Origin of the sequence: Blautia sp. RTP21359st1_E11_RTP21359_211015, assembly GCF_040910705.1 — a bacterium.
Lineage (GTDB): Bacteria > Bacillota > Clostridia > Lachnospirales > Lachnospiraceae > Blautia_A > Blautia_A fusiformis.
The window spans coordinates 34706-58752 of record NZ_JBDGAB010000021.1 but is presented as its reverse complement, the minus strand read 5'-3'; the positions used below and the strand labels follow the sequence as shown (position 1 = coordinate 58752).

Sequence of the window (24047 nt, the reverse complement as noted above, 5' to 3'; positions counted from 1 at the left end):
GGAAGCTCCAATTTAGCGCTTCCAGCTCAATCATTATCATAGAAGATTATTATTTACAGACTTTTCTTCATAGTCTCGAACAATTTTTTACATAGGCATTCCCCCCCCCTTAATGTTAACCGAGGGCTGACTAACCAGTGTAAAGCAAGATTCTTCGAGGCATTCCCCCCCCCTTAATGTTAACCCCACGTTAAATCTTCATTCAACCTTCGCAAAGTCCATTGTATTCCAATTTTTCCATCCCGATAATATACGCAGATAAAGCAGTTTCAGGAGTTGATGAGATCTGAATCTGAAGAAGCTGGCTGGCAGATCAGAGTTCGTGTAAGGGAAGAGAGATGGATAGCAGTATGGACAAAGTTCTGACGGTGATCGTACCTGTCTACAATATGGAAAAATATATCCGGCAGTGTCTGGAATCTCTGGTGATCGGGGAGGCGCTGGACCGGATCGAGGTGCTGGTGGTGTTGGATGGCTCCAAGGATGGTTCTGCGGAGATCGCGTATGAGTTTGTGGAGCAGTATCCGGATACCTTCCGGATCATTTATAAGGCGAATGGTGGTCATGGTTCAGCAATCAACACAGGTCTTATGATGGCGTCCGGTGAGTATGTGAAGATCCTGGACAGTGATGACTGGGTAGAAAGGGATGCTTTCTGCAGGCTGGTGGACTGCCTTGAAACGGAAGGGACGGAGCCTGCCAGACAGGCGGGGCGGAAGATCGATGAAAACTGCTACTACGTTGATGTAGAATTTGTCATGTATCCCATCACTGAGGTAGAGCCGAGTCTGTCAGGCACCGGAGACATAAAACAGGGGATCCGGAAATCCCGGATCGTATTGTACAGCTTTTACAGCGATTTCAGCACTTTAACAAGCCGTGAATTATCCTCCGGCATCATGATACAGAATCGTACAAATTCCCCGTCCAGGCACTGGAAGGAAGAACAGTCACGGATCATCATGCCTTGTCTGATGCAGGCTTCAAATACGTCATAGGAGGTCAGTCCGTTTTTCATGATCCGGAGCAGGATAAAGTTTGCATAGGCGGGATAGATTTTGTAGGTGTTTGTATCCCTCAGTTCCCGGATCATCCGGTCGCGTTCGGAAAGGATCAGATTTCTGGTTTCTTTAATATAATCTTCATCCTGTAGCATGATCTCTCCTGCAAAGGCACCAAGGCTGTTAAGTGACCATGGTGTCTGTTTTTCGCGCATTTTTGCAAGAAATTCCATATTTCCGGTGATGCCGTAGCCCAGGCGCATTCCGGGAGCAGCGAAGAATTTGGATACGCCGCGGAGTACCATGAGATTGGTGAATTCCCGTGTCAGCGGAACTGCGGTGATGGCGTTGATATCCGGGGCAAATTCCACATAGGTTTCGTCGATCATCACGAAGATATTTTTTTCTGCACAGAAACCGATAAGTCTGCGAAGCTCTTCCTGGGTGATGGCAGAGGAGGTCGGATTGTTGGGATTGCAGAGGATGAGAAAATCATAGCCCTGCTCCAGCTTTCGGCAGAGATCCGGAATGTCCGGCTCGAAATCATTGCTTTCCTGAAGGTGGTAGTATTCCTGGGTACTTCCGGAGAAGGAGAGCTCTCTGGAGTATTCAGAATAGGTAGGCCCAAGGATCAGAGTGTGCTTCGGGGCACGCTCCTGGATCAGAAGGGAGATCAATTCGCTGGAGCCGTTTCCCGGAAGGATGAAATCAGCGGGAATATTGCAGTAGCTGGAAATCGTATTCCGAAGGGATGTGTATTCTCTGTCCGGGTAGGAGGAAAGGATATCCACGTGTTCTGCAATGGCTCTGCCGGCTTTTGGGGAAAGTCCCAGAGGATTGACATTTGCACCGAATTTGACGATGTTTTCTTTTTTCAGATTGTAGTAGCTGCAGATCTTTTCTATATCACTTCCGTGAAAAACGGGTTTGGTATCCATTTTTGTCACCTCACATTTTTGTTTTTTTCGTAAAAAATTTATATCCAGTATACACCAGAATCCGGGACAAAAAAAGACGGGATAAAAAGTTTCTGTATTTTTCTATATTTTTTGAACAGGATATTATTGAAAATTGCTTTCTGGAAATGTATGGGAATATTTGATACAATGAGCAGGTAGCGAATGCGGATTGTGAATATCCATGCTGTTTGTCAATGCGGATCGTGAATATCTACATTTTTTCCGGGGAGGGTAAGTTCTCAGTGAGAAACAGCAGGAAAGGAAACAGAAAATATGAATACAGAAAAGAAAAAGATCGCAGTGATCGGAATTGGTGGTGTTGGTGGTTACATAGCCGGGCTGCTGGCGAAGGCGTATCCGCATGTGACGATGGTTGCACGTGGCGCCAGGGCAGAGAGCATCCGGAAAAAAGGCCTGGTGCTTCACAGTGATTATAAGGGTGAGATCGTGGCAAAGCCAGAGCGGGTAGTTCCAATTCAGGATATGGGACAGCAGGATTATATTTTTATCTGTGTAAAAAATTATTCTCTGGCTGAGGTGTGCGAAAGTATCCGGGACATGGTCACGGATGACACCGTGATCATTCCTGTGATGAATGGTGTGGACCCGGGAGAAAACATCCGCCGTCTGGTTGGTAAGGGAACGGTTGTGGATTCGCTGATCTATACGGTGGCTTTTGCCAATGAGGATTTTTCCATTTCCCAGCAGGATACGTTTACGTGGCTTTGTATTGGAATCAAAGATGCGGATGAACGGCAGCAGAAGAAAGTTGCAGAAGTGGCAGGGATCCTGAAAGGTGCGGATATTGACTATAAGGATCAGGGGGATATTGAGGTGGAGATCTGGAGAAAGTATATCCTCAACTGTGCCTTTAATGTGATGACTGCTTTTTATGATAATACCATCGGGGAGCTCCGCAGAGATCCGGTGAAAGCGCAGCAGTATGAAAAGCTTGTATGGGAAGCTGCCAGTGTAGGTCAGGCCAAGGGGGTTGCGCTGACGGATGAGCACATCAATGAGGTGATCCATAAATTCTGCCATGTACATGCAGATAATGCAACCAGCTCCCTGCAGAGAGATTTTCGCATCCGGAGAAAACAGACGGAGCTGGAAACCTTCAGCGGCTATATTGTGAAAGAAGCGAAGAAACTTGGTGTTTCCATTCCGCTTTCCGAAAAAATATATCAGGGACTTATGGAAATGGCAGAAAAATTCTGATCGAAAAGGTGAGTTTTTCTGGTGGAATCCTGTATGCTCTGGTACAATGGGGATATAAAAAATCCTGTATCGCAGGCTGAAAGGTTATCTGTGATATCGGAAGGGAGGAAAAGAGATGAAGAAAGTATTTTTGGCTGTTATTGCAGTGATCGTGGTCCTTGCCGGAGGACTTATGCTCAGTTACAACGGGCTTGCTGGAAGTAAAGAAGCTGTGGAAACTGCAGAGGCTGATGTGGATACCATGCTGCAGAGACGTGCAGATCTGATCCCGAATCTTGTCAGCACGGTAAAAAGTTACACGAAGCATGAGACGGGGGTTGTTGACAGGGTTCTGGAGGCGCGGGACCAGCTGATGAATGCAGATACCGTGGAAGAGAAATCTGAGGCAGATCAGCAGATGGACAGTGCACTTTCCGGTCTGAAGGTTGTGGTGGAAAATTATCCGGAACTGAAAAGTGATACTACTTATGTGGGCCTGATGGATGAACTGTCCGGAAGTGAAAACCGGATCTCTGTAGCGAGAAAAGATTATAATGAGGCTGTGAAAGCTTATAACACAAGGCTTGTGAAATTCCCCGGGAATGTATTTGGTTCCATGTTTGGCTTTGAGAAGGCGTCATATTTTGAGGCCGATGATTCAGCAGCAGATACGCCGGATGTAGGGGATATGCTGGCAGAGTGATAAGATCAGACCATTGTTCTGATGAAATGAAAGAACGGATAGAGGGAGAATATCCTATGAAAAAATGGATCGGACGGATGGCTGTGCTGCTGGCTTTTGTATTGACGCTGTCCGGAAGTACGCTGGCAGCTTTCGGGAAGATCCCGTCTGCCACAAAAGAATTCTATGTTAATGATTATGCAGGGGTTTTCAGCGATACCTGGAAGGAAGAGCTTTGCAAGGCTGGTGAGCAGCTGTATGAGGATACCACAGCGCAGCTGGTTGTCCTTACCGTGGATACCACCGATGGGGAAGACATCAGTGATTATGCAGTGGAAACCGGCCGCAAATGGGGAATTGGTTCAAAGAAGAAAAATAATGGTGTCCTGATCGTCCTTTCGGTTTCGGACCGTAAAGTCTGGGTATCTGTCGGCTACGGTCTTGAGGGAAAGCTGCCTGATTCAAAGACCGGACGACTTCTGGATGAATATGCAGTTCCTTCCTATAAAGACAATCAGTTTGAAAAAGGTACCGTGGAGCTTTATTATGCACTGCTAAATGAGATCCGTGAGGAATACGGCCTGGAGAAAATAACAGCTCCCAGGTATGAGAAGGTGCAGCAGGATGTGGACGACGATGAGGATGAGGGAACTGTCTGGGAGATCGCGCTGGGGCTTGTGATGATTGTTTTGCTCATGGTGGGCGCATATCTGCTGTGCGTGATGCTGCCTGTATTTCTTATCGTAACTATGGTTCTGGTTCTGAAGGGCCTGATAATGAAATTGTCGGGAAAGGATACCGCAGACTACTGGAAAAAGAATTTCAGCCGTATGAGTGTACTGCACCGGCTCTTTAATTCCCTGTTTCCGCTGAGCTGGATCCTGGGAAGAGGGGGAAAAAGCAGCGGCGGAAGTTCCGGTAATGACGATGACAGAGATGATGATTATGACAGCTACGACAGCGGAAGCTCCGGAGACGGAGGAAGCTTCGGCGGTGGCGGTGCAGGCAGGGATTTCTAGTGGTGTCGGCAGGAATCGCCGGTTCTCTTGTACAGCACAGGCGGAGCTTTCTAATGCTCTTGACAAAATTTCTCAACTTTGCTACAATGACGAAAATCAATTCCGTGAGGGAGTAATTCGCGTGTAGACGTGGTTTGTCAACATACTGGTGCATGCACCTGGCAAATCTTAAAGAATGAGACTCATGTATATTTTATTTCTGTTACAGAAATAGAGTATACGTGGGTCTTTTTTTATGGCTCCGGAGCGGATGAATATGCAAAGGAGAAGAAAAATGCTGTTATTTATGAAAGTGCTTTTTACCCAGTTTATTGCGGAAATGGGTGACAAAACACAGCTGATGCTGGTGGCAATGACTTCCAGGTTCAAGCTGAAGGATATTTTGCTTGGAACCGGTGTTGCTGTCCTGGTGCTCAACGGACTGGCAGTGCTTGCAGGAGGTATTATCAGTACCGTGGTCCCTACCTGGCTGATCCGTCTGATCGCAGGTGCAGCGTTCCTGTTTTTTGCGGTGACAACGCTGAAGGGTGACGATGATGAGGAGGAGAATGTTAAGGATCGCAAGATCAAATTTGCACCGCTGTCTGTATTCTGTACATTTTTTGTTGCGGAGCTGGGGGATAAGACACAGCTTACCGCAATTACATTTGGTGCCAATGAGGGACTGAGTTCAGCGGTTGTGGTATGGCTTGCCTGTTCACTGGGACTTTTTGCAGCGGATGTGATCGGACTTCTGATCGGATATCTTCTGAAAAGCAAGGCACCGGAGGGAATCCTCAATACAGTTGCATTTGTTATTTTTTCCATCTTTGGAATCCTGACGCTGAGACAGGGATTTGGCCTTCTGCTCGGGGCGGGCTCTTCTATGATCCTTCCGCTTACCGTAGCGGTTACGGTTGTGTTTGTGATCGTCTGTCTTGTGCTTTATAAGCAGGCGAAAAAGAATTAAATTATTATAAGGAGCTTTGCACAGAATAGGGCTCATACCTGAAAAAGCCTCCGCATACACTGTAAAAAAGCGTCTTCGGGGGCTTGGCAGTGAAGGATTATATTGAAGAACGTGCAGTTGAGATCGCAGGATATATTGTTGAAACAAAGGCTACGGTGCGGCAGGCAGCTAAGAAATTCGGGATCAGTAAGAGTACGGTACATATGGTGGTAACAATATAGAACGGTTTGTTTGGGTAATAGAATAAAAAAAACCAAGGAGGAACGAACCATGAAAGAATTGAAACAAAGAATTACGGAGAATGGCATTGATTATGTACTTGTCGGGGATTATTATATCCCGGACTTGAAGCTGCCGGAGGAAAACCGACCTATCGGTAAGTACGGACAGATGCATAGAGAGTATCTGAAAGAGCAGTGCTACGGTAGATATTCCAGTTTACTGCTGACCGGAAAACTTTGGAGCTATCTGGAGGATTTGGACGAACAAGCGGAGGAACGGTTTACGTGCATTGTTGATCAGATGAAAGCGGCTGAGGGAGTGACGGAGGAATTGAAGCGGAAAGATGCTATGCTTTGGGTACAACGGTGTAATAATATTAGAAACAGAGCAGAAGAAATTGTACTGAACGAAATGGTTTATATTTAGTATGGAGCAGTCAGCCGAAAGGCTGGCTGTTTTTCTTTTCCTAGCGACAGAAATTATTGACAATACTATAAGACTGTGGTAGTCTAAAAACAAGAACAGACTACTACAGTCTTATAAGGAGGCGAAACAAGTGAAAGAGGAAAATATTAAACTTTTTGATTCGGAATTAAAGGTAATGGATGTTCTGTGGAAGGATGGTGACGTGCCAGCGAAATATGTTGCAGATACTTTAAACAGAGAAGTCGGCTGGAATAAAAACACAACGTATGCATTGATTAAGCGGTGTATCAATAAAGGCGCGATTGAACGAACGGAACCGGGATTTATGTGCCATGCGCTTATAGCAAAAGAACAGGTACAGGATCTGGAAACAGATGAACTTATTGATAAGATATATGATGGATCTGTTGACAAGTTGTTTGCGGCACTTCTTGGCAGAAAAAAACTTTCTATGGAGCAGATTAAGAACCTGAAGCAGATCGTCAGTGAATTGGAATGAGGTGATGCATATGAGCCTGCTGCAAATGAGTTTTTTGGGAACGGTTATTATTTTACTTATTGTGGTATTAAGGGCTGTGCTTATCAACAGATTGCCGAAGAAAACATTTTTGATTTTATGGTGGATTGCATTGATCCGGTTATTAGTTCCATTTTCCATAAAATCAGTCACAAGTATTTATTCTCTATTTCAGAGCATTTATTCTGATATAAACCCAGTGAGAACGGCGCAAACGACAACATTTTTACCCATTAATGGGAATATGCCTGAGATAGCAAATGGATTATCGGAGGCTATGGTACAGAGAACAGAATCCATTTCGATTTTGAGTGTAATATGGCTGGCAGGTCTGTTACTTTGTTTTGGATTTTTTGCGGTTTCCTATATAAAATGCTATCGGGAATTTCGATTTTCGCTGCCTGTTGAAAATGATATTTTGGAAGCATGGAAGGAAAAACATCCACTAAAAAGGAGTCTATCCATCCGGCAGACAGAAACCATAGCTGCACCACTTTCTTATGGTGTGATTCGCCCAGTTATTTTAATGCCGAAAAATACAGAATGGAAAAATATTTATCAGCTTCGTTATGTGTTGGAACATGAATATGTGCATATCAGACGGCTTGATATGCTTACAAAGCTGATAATGATTGCTGCAGTATGCATTCATTGGTTTAATCCGCTTGTGTGGGTAATGTATATTCTTTTTAACAGAGATTTGGAATTATCCTGTGACGAAACCGTAGTCCGCAGATTTGGAATGGATATAAAGTCGGTATATGCAACTGCTTTAATATCTATGGAAGAAAAAAAGAGCGGACTGACACCATTATGTAACAGTTTCAGTAAAAATGCGATTGAAGAAAGGATAAGAGCAATTATGAAGATAAAGAAGACATCTAAGTTTGCAGTAATGATAAGTGCAGTATTGGTAATTGGCGTGACAGGTGGATTTGCAACTTCCGCATCATCCTTGGAGAAAAATACAGAGACAGCGCAGGAAAACGGTGAAACAACAGTTGCTTTAAACGAAGTGAATATCCGGGAAGATGAACCACTTTCAAGTTCGGATGTGGAATGGTGGACAGCAGAAGAGTATGCGAAATGGATGGACGAGGAAAAAGAAGTTCTGAAGTCCATGATTGGTGAAAAAGCTTATACAGGCGGTGACGGCTGGTTCGTATGGACACAGGAAAAGGTAGATGAGACGATAGCACTTTATGAGGATAACCTTCAAAAAATAAAAGATGGGATGAAGTTGTCAAAATCAGCTGACGATGTGGTGGGAGTCACAATGGCATATTCACCGGAAAATATAGAATATGTGAAGCAGGAAGCGGAAACGGTTACCGAAAATAAAGGCAGTAATGAAAATGTATTCAGCGAAGAACAGCTTTCTGAATATGCAAAAGCGGGAATAACTTACCAGAAAGAAACAGGATTTCTGATGTATGATGGAAAGACCATTGGATATTTCCGGGATGAGTTTAAGCCGGGTACTTATACAATAAGTTCCAAACGTGGAGGTACGCTTCGAGTTGAAGTGCAAAGGGAAAACTATGGCACCATCACAGACGTAAAGGCAGAACCGTTATCAGATGATTTTTGGTCAGAACCGGCGGCATTGGTTGAAAGTTCCGGCGGAGAAGCTGTAACTGCAGATGAAATGAAAGGATCTGTTTTTGAAGAAGGAGGAAGTGAGAACATAGCGGCTGATGACATGGGCGAATATTGCAGTGAAGAGGGAAAAGGTCTTAATATTGCTGTTCCACAGGAGTATGCTGATTATGGAGTATCCTGTGATGCTCAAGGAAACTGGGTTTATAATGGTAAGATTATAGCAGATTTATATGATGAGGGAAGGGGAATCTTTTCTAACAGCAACGGCACTATGTACATTGAAGTAACGAGAGACAAAAGTGGAAAGATTAGCAGCTTTCAAAAAGTAAGCAAAAATAGAATGCAGGAATTATTTACTGAATTTAATCCGGAAACGGAAACATTTGCGGAATATAATTCAGAGGCGAAGCATTAAGTTAGTGCTAAATGAAACGAGGATGATTAAGTGGGAAAAATATTGCTGGTATCATTCGAGGGAGATGAGGAAGAGTTGGTAAATTCTGTTATTTCCGTGTTAGATTCCGGCAGAGAAAAATTCCTTTTTCAGGAAATACAACTTCAATCGAAAATAAGGCATAAGGGTATAGCGATTGATTTGAAACGGAGGGAAGTTGTTCGTGATAATAGAAAAATAGAATTAACTTACACTGAGTTTGAAATCCTGCAGTTATTAGCACAAAATCCAGGAAGGGTATTTAGTAAGGAGCAGATTTATGATGTAGTCTGGAAAGAAGCCTATTCTGGCGATTACAATATTGTCATGAGTCATATCAGCCATATTCGTGAGAAGATAGAAGATGATCCGGGCAACCCGGTATATATTCAAACCGTCTGGGGTGTAGGATACAAGTTTAATGAGAGGGCAGGCAGCGAGTAAATTCGCTGCCTTTCCTTTACAGGGATGGATTCAGATTTCGCTGAGTTTCAAGATAATATTGCTCTGCTGATACAGCCAGTCCGTGAATTCCGTTGGCTTGGTTGTTCCTGCCTTTACAGCTTTCTTACGCCGCAGAGCTTCTTTCTTAAAAAGGTCAAACGCAGTTTTCATTTCTTCCAGACGTTCAATCGGAAAATCAGCAGTTTTTTTGGATTTATTGATTTTATTACGCCAATTCTGGCATTCATTTTTATAAAGCAAATCATAGTTATTTTCTCTGGCTCGTTCATCAAATTCCCTTTTATTTTGAAGTGCCTGTGCTTTACGGCACTTATCACTGCATAGTTCATAACGCTGGTTTTTTGCCAGAAAATATTTTCCACAGACTTTGCACTGACGGAAACAAAGGCCCCAGTCATTCAGCCGATTCAAGTAATAAGTGATAAGCGGATAAAAAGAGCTGTAGGCAGCTACGCATTCTGTTCTGCGCCTATTATCCGGAAACCAAAGTTCAAGTCGAGTGATTTCAGCAGGAGTGTTGCGGAAATAAAGACTGCCAGTATGAAAACGTTCTGGTTTTCCGGTATCAGAATTAAAATTCATGACATTTTCTGTTTGGAATGCCTGAGTCAAAATTTGGATTTTTTCTATAAAACGATCACAGGCAGTATTACGGTCACGATATTCCCTTGTAACAAGATATTCATTCCAAATACGGAATGTAGCATACATTCTCACCGGATCACCGGTGAGATATTTTTTTGCCAGAAAATCACCAGCAGTCTGTTCCAGTGCAGGCTGTTTCCAACGGTTAGTGTGCAATGCATCACGTAGGGGAGCAAGTCCATATATATTCCAGTTCTTTTCTTTATCATATTCAAAATCTATCAGAAAACGTCCTAGAGGACGTGTTATATCATATATGACATCGTTATCTTTATTTCCGTCCAGTCGAAAACGGATTTGCTGTTCTGTTCCGATTAAAATTCGCTCCTTCATTTTGCCCCTGTCCAGTGCCAGAACGAAGAGGATGCGGTCATAGCAAGGCTCTTGCCTTATAAATTGATAAGCCATTTCTATTTACTCCTGCTTTATATGGTAATTTTAAAAACTATAATATTAGTTGCATTTATGGTATCGCGGAAATATTGAAAAGTAAAGATAAGATTGATATGATGCGGATGCGTGGTAATTTTGTACTATGCAGTATGTTTTGACAACTTTATAATCGTCTAACCTGAGATAAACCGCCATGACCTTCGATAAAAGAAGCGAGCGCATCCGAATGGATGACGTGTTGTATGCCTTGACAGCAGTATGACTTAGGAAACAGGAAAGATAAAACGGCAACGAGAAGCTAAAAAAAAGAAATCAAAAATGGAGGAACAACATGAGTGAAAATAAGAGATTAAACAATTATGATGAACTGCCTCTTGTACTGGATGTGGCTGATATTCAGCGGATTATGGGGATTTCCAGAGTAACGGCTTATGAACTGGTTCATACACCCGGTTTTCCGGCATTTCGAAGCGGCAGATTAATTAAGGTTAGTAAAATTGCTTTTTTCGAATGGATGGCAAAGGGGAATGGAAGGGTGCCGGAGAATAGTAACTAAATCTGGAGCAGAGCGGAGAGCGAAGTCTTTTGTGCAGGTTAAGGGCGGCAGCCATTGCCCAGTGAGTTGATGCGTGCGTCTACTCGTACTGGGTATTACCTGACGCAAATTCACGCAGGTTTGCAGCTTCGCTGCCTTATTTAATTTGGAAAAACGTGAAAAAGGAGGGCAAGAAAATTATTGAAAGCAACAAGACACAATGGACGCTCCGGAAAAAATGGCACTTACAATCCAAGGCATAATGATCGCCGTTTCAACTTGGAAAACAGTGAACATATTGATGTTGGAAGAGTCAGAGAAAATATTTACTGGGACTGTTACCGTGGCTATACCACAATGCAGAGCAGAGAAGATGATGATTCTCAGGATATCAGTTTTGAGGAAATTGAATGTACTTTTTATCAGGAACATTATGGAAAGTATATAGAAGCGCAGAATGAAAGAAATGCAAGAACCCGTCATACAGAGCGTAACCGATCTGTGGAAGATTTACTAAAGAACAATAAAACCTGTCCAGAGGAAACTATTTTTCAAATAGGAACAGTAGAAGAATCTGTTTCCTATGAAATATTACTTGCGGTCGTACAGGACTTTACAAAGCAGTTCACAAATCGGTTCGGTTCTCATGTCCATATTCTGGACTGGGCACTGCATTTGGACGAAGGAACGCCGCACATTCATGAACGTCATGTTTTTGATTGTGAGAATAAGTACGGGGAAATCTGTCCCCAGCAGGAAAAAGCACTGGAAGAATTAGGGATTGCACTTCCAAAACCGGATAAACCTAAAGGCCGCAATAATAATCGAAAGCAGACTTTTGATGCTATTTGCCGGACAATGCTTTTTGATATAACTCGAAAATACGGGTTGCATCTGGAAGAAGAACCGTCTTATGGAGGGCGAGATTATCTTGAAAAGCAGGATTATATCCTGTTTAAGCAAAAGGAACAGATGAAAAACCAGACAGAAATACTGGATACACTTACTCTGAAAATTGAAGAAGTAGAAGCTTTGATCGATGAAGTTTCAGATATTGCTTACGACAAAGCTGTGGAGGTTGTGACGGATGAGGTCAGAGTGGAAACCCATAAAGAAGACATTCGTCTGGTAGAACAGTCAAAGGCGTGGGTGCTTTCCCCTGAGCGCAAGGCTTCCCAAAAAGAAAGAACTTATGCTGTAAGTCGATTGGACGGAGTAATTACCAAAATTACAAAAGCTATGCAGACAGCAGTTAAAACAATCCAGACCACGCTGATAAAACCGGAAGTCAAAAAGGTGAATACCGAACAGATTAAGAAAAAAGCCAGAAGTTCCATTCTGGATAGGCTGGCAAAAGCAAAAATTACTGCGGAACAGGAGAACCGAGAGCGATGGGAACACGAAGGAAGAACTAAATTGGGAAGGAACGATATGGAGTTGTGATGTAAAGAAAAGAGGAAAAGGATGAATATATTTGAAGCAGTTAAACAGTCTGTGACTACCCGGCAGGCTGCAGAAAGCTATGGAATACGGGTAAACAAGAATGGAATGGCGGTCTGTCCATTTCACCGTGACAAGAATCCAAGCATGAAAGTGGACAGGCGTTTTCATTGTTTCGGATGTCAGGCAGATGGGGATGTGATTGATTTTACGGCACACTTGTACAATTTAAAACCAAAAGAGGCGGCAGAGAAATTGGCAAGAGATTTTTCTATACATTATGAGAACATGGGGCACAGCCCGCCACAGAGAAAACAAATCAAACGACAGCTAACACAGGAACAGAGGTATCTGCAGGCAGAAAATAGATATTTCCGTGCACTGGCAGATTACCTGCATTTGTTGAAACAGTGGAAAGAAGAGTGTGCTCCGAAACAGGTGGAAGATGTCTGGCATCCGCTGTTTATGGAGGCATTGGAAAAAATATCAGAAACAGAGTACCTGTTGGATACATTATTATCAGGCACATTAGAAGAACGAGTTGCCGTAGTGGTGGCTCATGGGAAGGAGGTGACAGCGATTGAACAGAGAATTTCAGACTTTATCACCACAGACACGACAGGAATTGTGCGAAGTAATGGATATAATGGAAACGGAGTTGACAGTAGAGGAAATCAGAGAACAACTGGAAATGACACAGAAGGGTGCTGTGAAAAACAATCGGCATAACTGTAAGCTAATTTTAGAACATGATCCTCTGTTAAAAGATGTATTCCGGCACAATATTTTGACTGAGCAGACAGACATTGTAAAACCCGTGTGGTGGGAACGGATAAGCCCGGCATTCACAGATATGGATTTGAACTATATTATGCTTTATTTGGAAGAGACTTACGGTTTGACGATGGATAAGATTGTGCAGAAAAGTATTGTCCATCAGGCAGATCGGAACAAATATCACCCTGTCCGGGATTATTTGAACAGTCTGCAATGGGATGGGCAGGAACGTATCCGCTATGTGCTGCATCATTTTCTTGGTGCACCTGTGGATGAGTTGACCTATGAAAGTATGAAAATGTTTTTGCTGGGAGCTATTGCCCGTGCGTTCCGCCCCGGAATTAAGTTTGAATATATGCTCTGTCTGGTCGGGGGTCAGGGCGTGGGAAAATCTACATTTTTTCGTTTCATGGCAGTAAAGGATGACTGGTTCACTGATGACATCGGCAAACTGGATTCGGAAAAAGTTTATTGTCAGCTTCGTGGTCATTGGATGATTGAAATGTCTGAAATGGTCGCAACGGCACGCTCTAAGAGTATTGAGGAAACAAAGAGCTTTCTGAGCAGGCAGAAAGAGACTTATCGGGATTCTTATGCAGTATATGCTCTTGATCGTCCGAGGCAATGTGTATTTGGAGGAACATCCAATATTAAGCGATTCCTGCCGTTTGACCGTACCGGAAATCGAAGATTCGTTCCGGTTCAGACGAACCGGGCAGAGATGGAGGTTCATATCCTCGAAAATGAGAAGGAATCCAGACAGTATATTGATCAGGTGTGGGCGGAAGCAATGATGTTGTACCGTAATGGAAATTTTAAACTGGCGTTTTCAAAGGAAACAGAAACACAGCTTGATAAACTGCGGCAGGAGTTCATGGCGGATGATACGGAAGCCGGAATGATACAGGCATGGCTGGATGAACATGAAGACAGAAAAGTCTGTTCATTGATGCTTTTTAAAGAGGCACTGGACAATCCTTATGTAAAGCCGAAGAAGGCGGAGACAGACCGCATCTGTGAAATCATGAATACAAGCATTGTGGGTTGGAAACAGGGGACGATGACAAGATTCAAGGATTACGGTACACAGCGTTCGTGGGTATGTGTAAACGAAAACTGTAAACGAGACGCAAAAGACTTAAAAAATGAAAATGACTGGCATCCGATTACTGAGAAGGAAGCCCGGCAGGTGGAGTTACCTTTCCAGTAAAATGCCAGTCAGGTTTACGGTAGTTGGCGTGTTGTTTACACTTTTTTCTATGGATATTGCTTTGACTTGTAGAATTTGTAAACAGTAAACAGATATATAAGAGTAATTTGGTATTGAGGAAAGAAAACTGAAAAAACAAAAAGAATTAGATTTTTTGGAGTTTGTTTACAGCGGTGGTTTACAACAGGGATGCCCCTTTGACCGGCATCTATTTAAGTTGAACAGGAATGGCATTTGGCAGGACTATTTCAAAAAACATTTTCATAGTTATGGACAAAGACATACGGGAGGAGGTGGAAATTCCGCTATGAAAAAGAGAAAACTTAATTATCGATTCCATAATCCAAACACTGCGGAAGTAACCGCCGACTATCTGTTAAAGATATTGATTGAAGCAAATGCAAGTAAGGTGGAACAGGCAATACAAGAAGCAGCGAATGAGCTTCCCAATGAACCAAAACATGATGGAGGGTGTCCTGCGTAGCGCGTGGGATGCCTTTTATTTTTTTGCTATTGCTTGTGTTCTGTCTGAAAATCAGTTAAAATTAGTTCTAGAAAGTCATAGATTAGTCATAGAATTTAGTCATAGAAAATTTTGAAAGGCGGAAGAATATGATATATACGGATAGCCAATTAAAAGAAAAGATTGTTCGCATGATAGAATCCTTTGAAAATGAAGTTGTAGAATTTAAAGAAGCACGCACAAATTATTCGTTTAATGACATTGGTAAATATTTTTCTGCACTTAGCAATGAAGCAAATCTTCGGGGATTACAGGAGGCGTGGCTGATTTTCGGAATTTCGGATGATAAACGATATGTAGGAACGGAATTTCGGAAACAGGGAAGTCTGCAAAGTTTGAAAAAGGAAATCGTAAATGGAACCAATGAACGATTGACATTTCTGGAGATATACGAACTGACAATGGAAAAATGTCGAGTGATAGCATTTCAAATTCCTCCAGCTATTAGGGGGATTCCGACAACATGGCAAGGGGCAGCGTATGCCAGAGAGCATGAATCTGTATCGCCGCTTCCGATGAATAAAGTAGATCTACTTAGAAATCAGATAGGAATGGATTGGTCAAAAGAAATTGTAGAAGATGCTACCATAGAAGATTTGGATGAAGAAGCGATTAAAAGAGCAAGAGAACTTTTCTCAAAACGTCAGAGTGATCGAAAAAAAGCACAGGAAGTTTTAAAGAAACTGTCTGATATTGAGGTTTTAAATAAAGCTGGTATTACAATAAAAGGAAAAATAACCAGAACGGCGTTATTGTTATTAGGAAAAAGTGAGGCTAAATATTTCTTTGATGGCTTTATTCCTAGAATTACCTGGACACTTTATAATGCAGATAATTCGGTAAAAGCTTATGAACATTTTGATATACCGATGTTAATGGCAGTGGATAAGGTATATTCCAGGATCAGAAATGTAAAGTATCGCTATATTGCCGGACAGCAGACTTTGTTTCCGGATGAAGTAGATCAATATGAACCAGAGCTGATCAAAGAGATTATTAATAACTGTATTGCTCATCAGGACTATCGCTTGCGTGGAAAAATCAACGTAGAGGAATTTGAGGACAGACTGGTATTTATCAATGAGGGGGCTTTTATACCAGAAACTATTGAACAAGCACTGGAACCGGGATATAAACCACCGTATTATCGAAATGTGTTTTTGTGTAACGCAATGGTAAATCTGTATATGATTGATACAAATTCAATGGGAATACCAATGATGTATCAGATACAGCGTGATAAATGCTTCCCATTGCCGACATATGATTTGAACACAATTAATAGAGTTACAGTGACTGTGTACGGAAAGATATTGGATAAGAATTATACTCAGCTTTTATATTCCAATGAAGATTTAGATATGAGAACTGTATTTTTGTTGGATAAAGTTCAGAAACAGGAAGTAGTTTCTAAAGAAAGCTTTAAGGATTTGAAGAAAAAAGGTCTTGTGGAAGGACGTTATCCTAATGTTTTTGTATCTTTCAAGGTGGCAGATATTGTCGGACAGAAAGCTGCTTATGTTCGAAATAAAGGGTTAGATGATGATATTTGCAAGCAGTTAATTATAAAAGCACTTCAGTCAATGGGAGAAGCCAGCAAAAGAGATTTAATGGAAGTACTGGAAAAAGCATTGCCAGAAGTACTTAGCGATGAACAGAAATCGAAGAAGGTTTCTAATTTGTTACAGGCAATGAAAAAGGATGGAATTGTTGTTACAACAGGAACTAATAGGTATGCAAAGTGGTACTTGATAAAAAAATGATTGATTTACAAAAATGCGAGGGGGATGAAAAATGAAATATATTACACAAGATTGGACATCTACTAAGGATGGATATTTATTTTTTGTTCAAAGACTACAAGAAATGTTGTTTCATTATTCAGATGATATTGTTAAAGCGCCTGTTCATAATACACAAACATTATTAGAAGAATATGTTGATACTGAAAAAGATGTGGTGAAAGGGAGTATTAAGCAATATCAATTAGATATAATTGCAAAAGAGATTAAGTCGAGTTTAATGACAGACGTTATTGTTCGAGAGTTGTATAAATATGAAGTTATTGAAGAGATGGCAAAATTTTTAGATAAAGATCAAAGAACAGCGGTACATTATATATTCAATAAGATACCAAAGAAAAAGTACTATGAAATATGTTGTAAATACTTGAAAGAAAATTTGTCGGAATCAAACCGTAAAACAGAAATTGAAAAAGGACTTCGTGCTTGGCTTGCTTTTTTGCTATGGCATGGATATTCATCGGAATATATATATAGATTCCTGAGAAATATATTTGAGGAAAGTATAAATGATCCAGAAAAAAAAGCACAGATTTTTTTGAATAGGTTTGATTTTGAAATTGGTAAATACAAAGTGTACTTTGTTTTTTATGAAAAATTAAAGCCATATCAAAAGTTGTTAAATGAAAGATTGCATATTTCGTTTGAAGATGATGGTTGCTTTAAACAGATTAAAAGAAAGCAAAAGTCCTTTATAGGGGTTATGGAAACAAAGGCATATGATAATTATTCAGCAATGAAACGAGCGTATTCTGCATTAGAAATTTTTTTGAGATATTTAGAAGTTTTTTTGAATGATAATATCAGTGTAATAGGTAAAAACGGATTGGTAATTCGACAAGATACCCAAGAGGGAATAATTCTTCCCGTAAAAGCGTTTGGGTATAAAAGTATCAAGCCTGAGCCACGAGAAAATTTTAAAACTGAAATAGATACAATTGTTTTGGGATGCCAAGAAAAAGGAAAGGAAACTTATTCTCAGCTTAATAAGATTGTTGATTTGCATAATGCGGCATTAAATCAACAAGACTTAAATGATGCATTTCTTAATTTGTGGTCAGCGTTGGAGGTTGCAAGTGTTACAGATAGTTCAAAATCCAAAATTGAAAGCGTTACTGATAATATAGTTTCCATTCTACAAAATGACTATTTCGAATGCATATTTTCTAATATACTTGACGATTTGAAAAATAATTTAGGTAATCGAAAAGTAAGTTTGTTGCTTAAAGATATAACAGAATTCGATAAAGAGATTTGTAAAATCGCAGGCTTTATATTTCTTGAAAAATATGAGAAATATCGAGAAGATTATTTTGCGAATGAGCTTAAGTATTATCCCAATATACGTTATAAAATATATAACTTATATGAGCAAAGAGAAAATCGCGAAAAATTATGGCATCTTTCCGAAAAGTATTGTCAAAGAATTGAATGGCATCTTTATCGCTTATATAGGCTTAGAAATGCTATTGTTCATGCAGGGGAAAGCCATAAACGAATACAAATGTTAGGAGAACATTTGCATATCTATGTGGATCGTGTAATTCTTGAGTTGATGGTTAAATTAGCAAAAGATAAATGCCTTGGGACGATACAAGATGTTTTTACAGATACATATTTGTTATTGAATAAAAAGAAAAAAAATTTAAAAGAACCAGGTAATGTTGATGAACAATCCATTATGCTATTGTTAGAAAATTTTTTTATCGAAGAGTAATGCATATAAGGAATATTCTGAAGAAAGGGTATTCCTTATTTTGCTATTTACAATTATATTTTAGATGGTACAATAAAGTTGTAACAGAACGACTTAAATATAACAGAAAGGTATTAGATATGAATATAGCTGCTTATTGTCGTGTCTCCACTGATAAAGCTGATCAGCTCAACAGTCTGGAAGCTCAAAAGCAATTTTTCTCTGAGTACACCCAGCGTACTGGTGACAACTTAGTTAGATTATATGCAGATGAGGGTATTTCAGGCACGAAAATAAAAAATCGAAAAGAATTTTTACGCATGATGGCTGATGCTGAACATGGACTATTTGATATGGTAGTAGTAAAGGACATCTCTCGCTTTGCCAGAAATACTGTAGACCTTCTGCAGAATGTCCGCAAACTGAAAGCATTAGGAATCGAGACACAGTTTTTGACGGCCAACATGACCAGCATGGGAAACAGTGAATTTGTTCTGACAATCTTCGGTGCATTGGCGCAGGAAGAAAGTGCCAATACTTCAAAGCGTGTGAAATTCGGCAAGAAAATGAATGCTGAAAAAGGACGAGTTCCGAATATTGTGTACGGATATGATAAAACCATTGGAGATTACTTTAATTTGGCAATCAACGAGGAAGAAGCAGCTGTTATCAGGCAGATTTATAAATGGTATATCGAAGAAGGATATGGTGCCGCCAAGATTGCAAACATGCTGAATGCGAAAGGTATCCGAACAAAGCGTAATTGTCAGTGGAGCCAGAATGCGACGTGCCGGATTTTAACGAATGAACTTTATACCGGAAAAATTATCAACGGCAAGCAGGAAGTAGCTGACTTCCTGACTGGACAGAGAACGGAAAAAGACGAGACGGAGTGGATGGTAACAGAACGTCCGGAACTGCGGATTATTGAGCCGGAAATGTATGAAAAGGCACAGGAGATTTTGGAGTGCAGAAGCAAGACTTTTAAATTAACAAAGGAACGGCAGAGCAATAAGTATTTGTTTTCTACTCTGATTAAATGTAAGGAATGTGGCTGGTCATTTCGACGAACTGTTCGTACTTATAAGAATACTTATATTCGCTGGGTATGTTCCGGTCATAATGGACGTGGGGCGGATAGCTGCCCGAATGCTCAGACAGTGGACGAGGAAGAGTTGATTGAAGTTCTGTCCGAATACTTTTCCGAGCTGCTGAAAGCAAAGAAAAATGTAATTCGTCACGTAACAGGCGAATTCCAGAGGGTTTACAAAGCCAAGGATGAGAACCTGAATTACGAAAAGGAATTGAACGCACAGCTTCACAAGCTTCAAAAAATGCGTCAGAAATACATGGATATGTACACCGATGACCTCATTACACGTGAGGAACTGAATGAAAAAATCGGCGGCACAAAACAGGAAATCGAGCGTCTGGAGAATGAGTTGAAAATGGTTGCTTATCACCTGACAAAAGGTGAACAACTGGAAATAATCTTGAATCGCACGTTTAAAGAGATTGAAGATATTTCCGATGTTCACCAGATGACCAATGCACAGCTTAAACGGATTATCCAGAAAATTGAAGTAGACAAGGATGGTAACGTAGATATTTACTTACGAATCTTCGGTGATTTAGGCTTAGATGAAACCGTTCTAATTAGTGACAACCAAACATAAGGATTGCGTAGAACGCCTGAAAATGATCAATCCGGCTCTGGCCATAGAAGTTCGCAAGGTACTGGATGTAAACAAGCAGGAGCGACATATCCGGGGAGGTATCGCTACCCGGGAAAAATATCTCCATGCTCACATGCGGTGAACAGGCGGGCCGGGTTAAATGCTGATCATAAAATATCAGTGTTTATGGAGCCGGGTAAACTAAAATATGAATGTCTGTGTTATTATCCGGCTTGCTCTGGTTGACATACCTGATAAGATGTGCGAAGATTTATCATACGATAGAACAGCAAAATAAAGCACATAGGAAAGAGAGGATTTTATCATGCTGAAACAGTTATCCATCTATGCAGAAAATAAAAAGGGTGTTATGCAGAACATTACCGGTATCCTGAAGAACGAGGATATCAACATTCTGGGCTCTGTGACTAATGACAGCGCAGAGTACGGAATCGTACGAATGGTAGTTTCGGAGCCGGATAAGGCAATGGAGGCTCTGATCGCTGCAGGATATCTCTGCCACGTGATCGAGGTGATCGGAGTGGAGGTTGAGGATAAGACTGGAAATCTGAATGATCTGCTTCTTACACTGAAGGACAGTAATGTGAGCGTGGATTATCTGTACCTTTCCTTTAACCGTGATTCCGGCAAGCCGATCATGGTATTCCATACCGAGGATATCATGGAAGTGAGATCCTGCCTGAAATCCAGAGGCTATACTGTTTTATAAAAACAGGATTTTACCGTGTGGTAGAGGCTTTTATCCGTTTGATAAATATTAAAATATTCTATATTATAAACACGAAATATCAATTTTACAAATGTATATGGCCATGCTATCATATATCTATAATAGTTCTTAACCTGTAAACAGCCACCTCAGGATATGTGAATATCCGTATCATACAGGCCAGGAACTAAAAACTCATCACATAAAGTTAATAATTACACCCATGAAGAGATCTGTGGATCAGCGTACACAGATTCCTTCAGAAAGAAGCTGTTACGTCGGCGGAGTTTTCTGTGTCTCCAATGATGTGACAGCTTTTTTCTTTTGCTCTGAAAAAATTCGCAGTAATTTCACAAAAACATGATACAGTAGGAAAAAACGACGGAAAAGAAATAACAGTATTTCAGAAAATAACAGCCGATAGATAATTCAGCTGTCCAGAACATAACGGACTGGAATTGTTGCAGACAGACGAGGAAATGAAATGAGACCAATAAGAATACAGAAAGCGGAAAAAAACAAAAAACAGGGAAACAGAGGGTGGATCTATCTCCTGGCGTTTCTGTTTCCGGTGCTGATCTTTACGCTGGGTTTTGCACTGAAGGGTGTTTATCCTTTTGGAGAAAATTCGGCGCTGGTGGTAGATGGAGTCCATCAGTATACAGCCTTTTACAGGGAACTTTCAGAGCAGCTTGGAAAGGGAACGGACTGGACCTGGTCCGCACATGCCATGGGATATAATTTTTACGGATTGTTTTGCTATTATCTTTGCAGTCCGTTCAGCTTCCTAATACTGCAGTTTATGAAATTCATGTATGTAAACGAGGCTGTCACTGCGGTGATTCTGATCAAGGCAGGGCTTTGCAGCGTATCCATGGCATGGTATTCCGGGAAAAAATATCCGGGCAGAAAAAGTATGGCAGTTTCTCTTGGCTGTATGTACGCACTGTCTAATTTTCTTATAGGCTATTACAGCAATGTGATGTGGCTGGACTGTATCATGCTTCTTCCGGTGCTTGCATATCTTATTGAACAGCTGGTGCATACCGGAAAATGGCGAGGGTATTGTCTGGTGCTGGGGTACTGTATTTTAACCAGCTATTATATGGGATTTATGTTATGCACATTTGCTGCTTTTTATTATCTGGCAGAGCTGGCTGCGGCAGAATCCGGTCGACGGCCGGAGAAAATCCGTTTTTCATTATTGAAATTTGCCGGGGCGTCTGTTGCCGGAGCCGGACTTGCAGGAATCACACTGATCCCCGGAATTGCTGCGGTATCCAGAACTGCAGCGGCGGAAGAGGCAGGCACCGGACTTTCGGGAGTGTACGGAGATATCTGGAAACAGCTGGGCGCATTATTCGAGGATTCCCTGTCCTTTGTAAAATCCGGCGACCAGGGAGATGTGAACCTTTACTGTGGCTGTGCAGTGCTGCTTTTTGCCGGAATTTATTTTCTGAATAAAGAAATCCGCACAGCAGAAAAAATCGTAACAGGTATATTGATCGTTTTGTATTTTGCGGGGATCCATATCACAGCGCTGAATCTGCTTTTTCACGGATTGCATAAACCTGTGGGAATCCCCAATCGTTTTGTGTTCATCCTGATATTTCTGCTGTTGAAAATGTCCTGTGATGCATGGGGAAATGTGGAAAATGAAAGCACAGGAAGAATTTTTGCCGGACTGATCGCTGCAGAGGGCTTCTGTATCGTTGTGGGGATCAAAAGCGGAAATATCTGGGGACTTCTGCTTACAGCAGGGGTTCTTGCAGTATTCTTTCTGGTTATGTGGACGGAACGGTGTATCTGTGGAAAACTGTCCGGTCATGCCTTCTGCTGTGTGGAGATCCGAAAGCTGGGATGTCTGGTGCTGGCAGTGCTGATCCTTGCAGAGACAGGAATTCACGGAATCGTCAGTATTACAGATAATGGAACCGCAAACCGTGATATTTATGTGGAAAGTGAGCAGGAGGTTTGTGGATTACTGGAGTCTGCCGGTGTGGATCAGGTGGATTACCGTGCCGCTATTGTAAATCCTCTTGTGAGAAATGAAGAGATGCTGTATCAGCTGAACGGGATATCTATGTATTCCTCTACTAATACAGAGGTAATGTGGGATTTTGTAAAAAACATGGGCTTTGAAAATCTGGAAAATCGTTTTCAGTATGCGGGATCCACGGAAGTGACGGATATGCTTCTGGGAATACGATATCTGTTTTGCAGGAATACAAGAAAGCTTCATACTGTTTATAAAAAAATCGGAGAAAGCCAGTCCTTTGATCTCTATGAGAATCCGAGAGCACTGAAAGCCGGATATATGGTCAGTGATTCCGTACTGGACTATGCAATGGAAGGAACAAATCCACTTGAGGTTCAGAACCGGCTGCTCAGCGGTATTGCGGGAAAAAGACTGTACAAAATGCAGACGGTGTCTTCAGAAGCAGTATGGGCCGGGACTGTGGATTTTGATATTTCGCTGAAAGAAGGAGAGCATGGGTATCTTTATATCCCGGGAACAGAGCCGGAAACTGTAACGATCAACGGCCAGGATCAGAAATCCGATTACTGGAATAATAATTTCCTGGATCTTGGCACTTATGATACGGATACGGTTGTGCATGTAACTGCGGAAACCGGAATGCAGGAAGCGGTTCTGGGAACTTACCGGGAATCGGACCTGGATGAGATCTATGAAATGCTTTCTTCCCGGCAGATGGATCTGAAGAATGGAAAGGGTACCATAGCTGCAGCAAAGGATGGAATGCTCCTTCTCAGCATATTTTATGATCCTGATATGCAGATTTATGTAGATGGGAAAAAGGTCGATGGGAAAAGCATCCAGGGGCTTACCGGTGTAAAGCTTTCGGCCGGGACACATACGGTTACTATGAAATATCGGACTCCGGGGCTGCAGGCGGGAGCAGTTCTTTCTATATTAATAGCAGGAATACTGGGAATACTCTGGTATATCAGCAGAAGAAAAATGGGTATTTCCGGCAGGTTGTGACATCTATGAAGAAAACTGTGTTAAACCCCTGTAAAATCAGCAAAAATTCTTCATAAAACACCTTGACAAGCCCTGTATTTACGGTCTATAATGAGCAAGCGTGCGAATGAAACGTTATATTTTCGCATGCCGTAATTTGTA

20 protein-coding genes and 3 pseudogenes are annotated in these 24047 nt (G+C 41.5%); 21 read left to right on the top strand and 2 right to left on the bottom strand.

Annotation, left to right across the window (positions count from 1 at the left end):
• Positions 1-338: 338 nt before the first annotated feature.
• Positions 339-680 (top strand): annotated as a pseudogene (locus tag AB5026_RS09375) (glycosyltransferase family A protein); the annotation flags it as partial.
• A 170-nt stretch (positions 681-850) separates the two neighbouring features.
• Here the strand turns inward: AB5026_RS09375 and AB5026_RS09370 are convergent.
• Entirely contained in the window at positions 851-1939 is a 1089-nt protein-coding gene (locus tag AB5026_RS09370) for a histidinol-phosphate transaminase (RefSeq protein ID WP_368213173.1), read from the bottom strand.
• Between the two features lie 294 nt (positions 1940-2233).
• On the opposite strand from AB5026_RS09370, the gene AB5026_RS09365 reads away from it, so the two are divergent.
• From AB5026_RS09365 to AB5026_RS09325, 9 genes and pseudogenes are all read left to right on the top strand, one after another.
• A complete protein-coding gene (locus AB5026_RS09365) occupies positions 2234-3178 on the top strand; it encodes a ketopantoate reductase family protein (RefSeq protein ID WP_368213172.1) in 945 nt (314 codons plus the stop codon).
• 115 nt (positions 3179-3293) lie between these two features.
• A complete protein-coding gene (locus AB5026_RS09360) occupies positions 3294-3860 on the top strand; it encodes a LemA family protein (protein WP_215638431.1) in 567 nt (188 codons plus the stop codon).
• 56 nt (positions 3861-3916) lie between these two features.
• Entirely contained in the window at positions 3917-4858 is a 942-nt protein-coding gene (locus AB5026_RS09355; protein WP_049947034.1) for a YgcG family protein, read from the top strand.
• 274 nt (positions 4859-5132) lie between these two features.
• Entirely contained in the window at positions 5133-5807 is a 675-nt protein-coding gene (locus AB5026_RS09350; RefSeq protein WP_118752649.1) for a TMEM165/GDT1 family protein, read from the top strand.
• A gap of 89 nt (positions 5808-5896) precedes the next feature.
• Positions 5897-6022 (top strand): annotated as a pseudogene (locus AB5026_RS09345) (sporulation transcriptional regulator SpoIIID); the annotation flags it as partial.
• Between the two features lie 55 nt (positions 6023-6077).
• The gene (locus AB5026_RS09340; RefSeq protein ID WP_368213171.1) at positions 6078-6455 is read left to right on the top strand and encodes a TnpV protein; all 378 of its coding nucleotides are present in this window, start codon (positions 6078-6080) and stop codon (positions 6453-6455) included.
• A 130-nt stretch (positions 6456-6585) separates the two neighbouring features.
• Positions 6586-6954 (top strand): BlaI/MecI/CopY family transcriptional regulator, encoded by a 369-nt coding sequence (locus AB5026_RS09335; protein ID WP_368213170.1) that lies wholly within the window; start codon positions 6586-6588, stop codon positions 6952-6954.
• Between the two features lie 4 nt (positions 6955-6958).
• Positions 6959-8989 carry a M56 family metallopeptidase gene (locus AB5026_RS09330; protein ID WP_368213175.1) on the top strand — a complete coding sequence of 677 codons (2031 nt, stop codon included), beginning with the start codon at positions 6959-6961 and terminating at the stop codon, positions 8987-8989.
• Positions 8990-9019: 30 nt separating this feature from the next.
• Positions 9020-9451, top strand: a complete 432-nt coding sequence (locus AB5026_RS09325) for a winged helix-turn-helix domain-containing protein (RefSeq protein ID WP_022388636.1) — start codon at positions 9020-9022, stop codon at positions 9449-9451.
• A gap of 30 nt (positions 9452-9481) precedes the next feature.
• On the opposite strand, the gene AB5026_RS09320 is transcribed toward AB5026_RS09325, so the two are convergent.
• Positions 9482-10525: a DUF6076 domain-containing protein gene (locus tag AB5026_RS09320; protein WP_022388635.1), complete on the bottom strand. Its 1044-nt coding sequence runs from the start codon at positions 10523-10525 to the stop codon at positions 9482-9484.
• A gap of 316 nt (positions 10526-10841) precedes the next feature.
• On the opposite strand from AB5026_RS09320, the gene AB5026_RS09315 reads away from it, so the two are divergent.
• The 11 genes and pseudogenes from AB5026_RS09315 (at position 10842) to AB5026_RS09265 (ending at position 23906) form a co-directional block, all read left to right on the top strand.
• Positions 10842-11066: a helix-turn-helix domain-containing protein gene (locus AB5026_RS09315; RefSeq protein ID WP_008707138.1), complete on the top strand. Its 225-nt coding sequence runs from the start codon at positions 10842-10844 to the stop codon at positions 11064-11066.
• A gap of 180 nt (positions 11067-11246) precedes the next feature.
• Positions 11247-12488 carry a hypothetical protein gene (locus tag AB5026_RS09310; RefSeq protein ID WP_118608960.1) on the top strand — a complete coding sequence of 414 codons (1242 nt, stop codon included), beginning with the start codon at positions 11247-11249 and terminating at the stop codon, positions 12486-12488.
• Positions 12489-12509: 21 nt separating this feature from the next.
• Positions 12510-13214, top strand: coding sequence for a CHC2 zinc finger domain-containing protein (locus AB5026_RS09305; protein ID WP_008707134.1), 705 nt, complete (start codon positions 12510-12512; stop codon positions 13212-13214).
• A complete protein-coding gene (locus AB5026_RS09300; protein ID WP_008707132.1) occupies positions 13123-14472 on the top strand; it encodes a virulence-associated E family protein in 1350 nt (449 codons plus the stop codon). Before AB5026_RS09305 ends, AB5026_RS09300 begins: the two co-directional genes overlap by 92 nt.
• A gap of 307 nt (positions 14473-14779) precedes the next feature.
• Positions 14780-14956: a hypothetical protein gene (locus AB5026_RS09295; protein ID WP_015541716.1), complete on the top strand. Its 177-nt coding sequence runs from the start codon at positions 14780-14782 to the stop codon at positions 14954-14956.
• Positions 14957-15084: 128 nt separating this feature from the next.
• Entirely contained in the window at positions 15085-16758 is a 1674-nt protein-coding gene (locus AB5026_RS09290) for an RNA-binding domain-containing protein (protein WP_022388874.1), read from the top strand.
• A 31-nt stretch (positions 16759-16789) separates the two neighbouring features.
• Complete coding sequence (locus tag AB5026_RS09285; protein WP_015541718.1) at positions 16790-18514, top strand: hypothetical protein; 1725 nt, start codon at positions 16790-16792, stop codon at positions 18512-18514.
• A 119-nt stretch (positions 18515-18633) separates the two neighbouring features.
• Positions 18634-20169 carry a recombinase family protein gene (locus AB5026_RS09280; RefSeq protein WP_118137600.1) on the top strand — a complete coding sequence of 512 codons (1536 nt, stop codon included), beginning with the start codon at positions 18634-18636 and terminating at the stop codon, positions 20167-20169.
• Positions 20156-20311: pseudogene (locus AB5026_RS09275) on the top strand (sporulation transcriptional regulator SpoIIID); the annotation flags it as partial. The gene AB5026_RS09280 and the pseudogene AB5026_RS09275, both read left to right, overlap by 14 nt.
• 183 nt (positions 20312-20494) lie before the next feature.
• Entirely contained in the window at positions 20495-20899 is a 405-nt protein-coding gene (locus AB5026_RS09270; protein WP_015526362.1) for an ACT domain-containing protein, read from the top strand.
• Positions 20900-21383: 484 nt separating this feature from the next.
• A complete protein-coding gene (locus AB5026_RS09265; RefSeq protein WP_118608962.1) occupies positions 21384-23906 on the top strand; it encodes a YfhO family protein in 2523 nt (840 codons plus the stop codon).
• Positions 23907-24047: the final 141 nt, after the last annotated feature.